Annotated in this window: 2 protein-coding genes; one reads left to right on the top strand and one right to left on the bottom strand. The window is 62.0% G+C overall.

All coding sequences use genetic code 11. The features are described 5' to 3' along the window. Positions 1–2,024 (bottom strand): TonB-dependent receptor (locus tag AC1DT2_RS16305; RefSeq protein WP_477297462.1); only part of this gene is annotated, 2,024 nt, incomplete at its 3' end. A 283-nt stretch (positions 2,025–2,307) separates the two neighbouring features. On the opposite strand from AC1DT2_RS16305, the gene AC1DT2_RS16300 reads away from it, so the two are divergent. Next, a partial coding sequence (locus AC1DT2_RS16300; RefSeq protein ID WP_477297461.1) for a glycosyl hydrolase family 95 catalytic domain-containing protein occupies positions 2,308–4,592 on the top strand: 2,285 nt, incomplete at its 3' end.

Genomic DNA, 4,592 nt, shown 5'->3' with positions numbered 1-4,592 from the left:
TAGGTCACCTGGCCGTTGCTGGTGTCGTTCGGATCCACGTAGTACGCGATCGGCGGCTGGTTGACTGCGGTGGACGTCGAAACGATGTTGAGATAGCGCACGCCGACGTCGATCGCCCAGGGCATGTTCCAGACGTCCCCACCGAAGACAGCCTTGGTGAAGAATGACTTCTCCTTCTCGCCTACGTCGTTGTAGCTGCCGGGGTTGGGAATGGCGTCCAGGGTGCCGCCGTTGGCGGCCAGACCGGCAAGCAGCGCGGCGCGCTTGTCGTCGGGGAGCTGGTTATACGCGGCCGGCGAGGCAAGCCAGCTCAGGTAAGCACGCGGATCGTACTGAATCCACTGCGATGGCTGGCCCGGGGACGAGACTCCCTTGATTTTCGGCGGTGCATTGAACACGTACGCACCGATGGCGTCCGGCGGAACGGGAATGGAATAACCGCAATAGGCGTTACAAAGGATGCCGTTCGGCGTGCCGAAGCTGACCGACTTCACCCATTCGTTGGTGTACTGGACGCCAGCCTCGAGCCGATTCAGCACGCCGTCGTTGAAGGCCTTGTCCAGCTTGAACTGGTAATTGTCGACCTTGTTGGTGACGTTGTTGCCCGAACCTGCGTTGCAGCAATGTGCCGCGAGGTTGTCCATGTTGGTGGACGAGAGGACGTTCGAGGAGGTCGGCGGCTGGTTGTCGCCGTTGTTGGTCCAGGTTGGATTGGTGCCGAAGTTCTTCGCGCCGACCACGAGGAAATAGCCGTCGGCGCTCTGCTTGTTCCAGGCCTTGGAGCTGGCCAYGTCAAGACTGAGCTTGGTCGAATCGTCGATGTCGAAGCCGAGATTCAGGYCGTTCTGGTAGCTCTTTTCGTAGCTGGGCGTATACGACGCGACATAGTCGTTCGCCATGACGTTCGGGCCCGAGCTGTTACGCACATAGCTCAGCGCGGTGCCGTTGGCGTCGGTCGTCAGCGACTGGATATCGGAGGTGTTGCCGTACTGACCGAACTCATGCTCGATCGGGTCGACCTTGTAGCTCGAATACATGGTGTCGAACGCGACCGTGAGCTGGTCGATCGGCTTCCAGTCCATGGCGCCGCTGAAGCCCTTGCGGGTGCGTGTCTCGTCCAACACGTTGCTTGCCAGGGTTTCCGGGACCGCCACGTTCGTATAGGTGGGCTTGGCCGCGCCAGGAACGGTGTAGATGTCCTGGTTGGCATACCAGGAATTGGCCTGCGTATTGAGCTGGGTGTCCTTCCGCTTGTAGTAGGTCGCCGAAGCCATCCAGCCGAAGGTGTGATCCTTGTTAGTCCAGCCGAACAGGCCAGAGGCCTTCGGCGTGGTCTTACCCTTCCAGTCGCCGGTCAGGTTGCTGTTGATGCCCGCCCCGCTCCACGCCCCATGGTAGCCATTGAAATCCAGCGGCCGCGCGGTCTGGATGTCCACCACGCCGCCGATGTCGACTTCGGAGATATCGGCTGAGGAAGTCTTGTTGACCTGGGCGACGCTGATGATTTCCGACGGCAGTACATCGAAGTTGAAGGCACGCGAGCCGGAGGCGGTGGCCATCGGCCGGCCATTGATGGTGACGGCGACGAATTCGGGACCGAAGCCGCGCACCGCAATCTGGCTGGACTCACCGCCACTGCGGTTCACCGACACGCCCGGTACGCGCTGGAGCGCGTCGGCCACGTTCGGGTCGGGGAACTTGCCTGCCTCTTCCGCTGAAATGGAGTCGACGACGTTGACGGAATCCTGCTTGATCGCCTGCGCGCGCTGGAGCGCCGCCAGCTGGCCGGTGACCGCCACCCCTTCCAGTTCGGTCACCTTCTTATCGTCGGTCTTGCCCTTCGCGGGCTTGGTAGCCTGATCGGGCGTCGTCGCCGACTGCGCTTCGGCCTGAGCCGTTCCCGGCGCCGGTGCCGGTGCCGGCGCTGTCTGCGCGTACCCTGGTGCGCCGTAACCCACCATCCAGGCGACACCCGTTGCCACAAGCGATCGCCGCACGGCGACCGCCAATTTCGTTAGCTGCATGGCTACCCTCCCCCACTCTGTGGACTACCCCAATGTGCACACACAGCTTGCCGCCCGAAGCCCGCCTGCACCGTTACCCACAACGACGCCTTGAAGCCTCGCTATCCCTGTCTCCCCAACCCCTGACAGAGCGGCCAACTGCCACCGTTTATTTGTAGTATTTAATAATATTACCTAGCTTTCCCCCGGCAACAAGCTGCGGCGCAGCATGACAAGTCGCATGAGCCGGTCTAGGTTTATTTTGTACGACAAATGAATTTTCCCTGGGGCAGCGGATAGCTCGATGATGAGTAACGAAGACCAGCAGACGACCTTGGGCGAAGCGCATTCCGACCTGATGGACCGGCGTCGGTTCCTGAAGCTGACAGGCGCCGTGGCGGCCATGCTGCCATGGCTCGGGCTGCCCAGGTTCGCTGAAGGCGGCCCCGCGGAACGCCCCGTTGGCGCTATACCGGCGGCAACCGCAAGGCACACCCTCTGGTACAACACGCCGGCACCGGAGTCGAACCTGCTGCGCGAAGGACTGCCGATCGGCAACGGACGTCTTGGTGCGCTGGTCGGCGGCGACCCCGCCTCGACCTTCCTCTATCTCACGGACGCCACGATGTGGCTGGGCAAGCGTGAGGTGGTGCTGGGTGACGATGGCCAGCCCGACTATTCCACCGAACACTTCGGCAGCCTGGCGATGCTCGCCAAACTGTATCTGTCCGTGGAAGGGCACGAGGCCGCGCATATCACCGACTACCGGCGCGAGCTGGATCTTGGCCAGGGAACCCTGCGCGTTTCGTATCGAAAAGACGGCATCGCCTATACGTGCGACGTCTTCGCCAGCCACCCGGATGACGTCATCGTCGTCCATCTGACTCAGGCCGGCGGCGGTCTCTTTAGTGGTTCGGTGGCGTTGCATGGCACGCACGGCGAGAACCCGCCGGCCGGTAGCCACTTCGACGGCGTGCTGGAGAACGGCCTCAAGTACGCGGCGAACGTCGTGGCTGTCGCGGCTTCAGGTACCGTAAGAGAAGACGCAAAGGGACTTCACTTCGCGAACTGCAGCGCGCTTACGGTCCTGTTTTGTGGCGGCACCAACTACGCACCGGATTTGGCATCGAACTACATGGATGCTTCGCTCGATCCATTGGCGCTTTCGATAAAGAAAACGAAAGCCGCAGCCACACAGACCTCAGCCACGCTACTGCATACTCACGTAGCGGACTATCGTTCCCTGTTCGATACGATGAGGGTCGACCTCGGTGCATCGACGGACGCACAGCGCGACATGGACACCTGGACACGCCTCCAGGCTCGGGCCGCCGCGGGCTCGCCTGCCGATCCGGAACTGGAAGCGTCCTATCTGCAGTTCGGACGCTACCTGACGATCGCCGGCTCGCGGGACAGCTTGCCAACCGGGCTGCAAGGTCTCTGGATCAGCGACAACGCGCCACCCTGGATGGCCGACTATCACAACGACATCAATATCCAGATGAACTACTGGCTGCCCGATCGCGCCGGGCTGCCTTCGTGCTTCGATGCATTCACCAGGTATTGCCTCAGCCAGGTCGAGGCCTGGACAAACCTCACACACRTACACTTCAACGATCCGCGCAACGCGTACCGCAATAGCTCCGGAAAGATCGCCGGCTGGACGGTGTGCATTTCGACCAATATCTACGGTGGCGGGGGTTGGCGGTGGCACCCGGCCGGGAATGCGTGGCTGTGTAACAACCTGTGGCAGCACTATCAATACAACCCGGATCGCGCCTACCTTGCGCGCATCTATCCGCTACTCAAGGGCGCCTGCAAGTTCTGGGAAGCGCGGCTGATCAACGTAAGCGTGAAGGACCCGGCGACAGGCCTCGCACGCGATGTCCTGATCGACGACGCGGACTGGTCGCCCGAGCATGGACCGACCGACGCGAAGGGCAACACGTATTCCCAGGAATGGGTTTGGGATCTGTTCGAGAACTACCGCCAGGCAAGCTCGCTGTTGGGCAAGGACCCTGGTTATGCCACGTCGATCGCCCAGCTGCAGGCGCGGCTCTATTTGCCACAGGTCAGCAGCAAGACCGGCTGGCTGGAAGAATGGATGACACCGGATAACCTCGGCGAGACGACGCATCGGCATCTTTCTCCGCTGGTCGGCTTCTTTCCTGGCGACCGCCTTCGAGCCGACAGCAGCCCGCCCGGACTGATCGAGGGGGTTACCAGGCTCCTCGAGGCCCGAGGCACGGGTGGCTATGGTTGGGCCTGCGCGTGGCGTGCGATTTGCTGGGCGCGCCTCGGCGACGCTGACAAGGCCTATGGGCTCCTGCTCACCAATCTGCTGCCCTCGAAGAATCACAGCAATGGTACAGCGCAGAATTTCTTCGACATGTACAACATGGATGCGGATACCGACGCCTTTCAGATCGACGCCAACTTCGGCACGCCCACCGCGATGCTGGAGATGCTGTTGTCATCGCGGCCCGGATTGATCGAGCTGTTGCCGGCCTTGCCCAAGGCATGGGCGGCGTCAGGCAGCGTGACGGGTATCGGTGCGCGTGGTGGATTCCATGTCGACCTGTCCTGGCG

The organism is Luteibacter sp. P4_E6 (genome assembly GCF_056401535.1).
The sequence above is the reverse complement of the archived record's forward strand: the minus strand, read 5'-3'. Positions and strand labels throughout refer to the sequence as shown.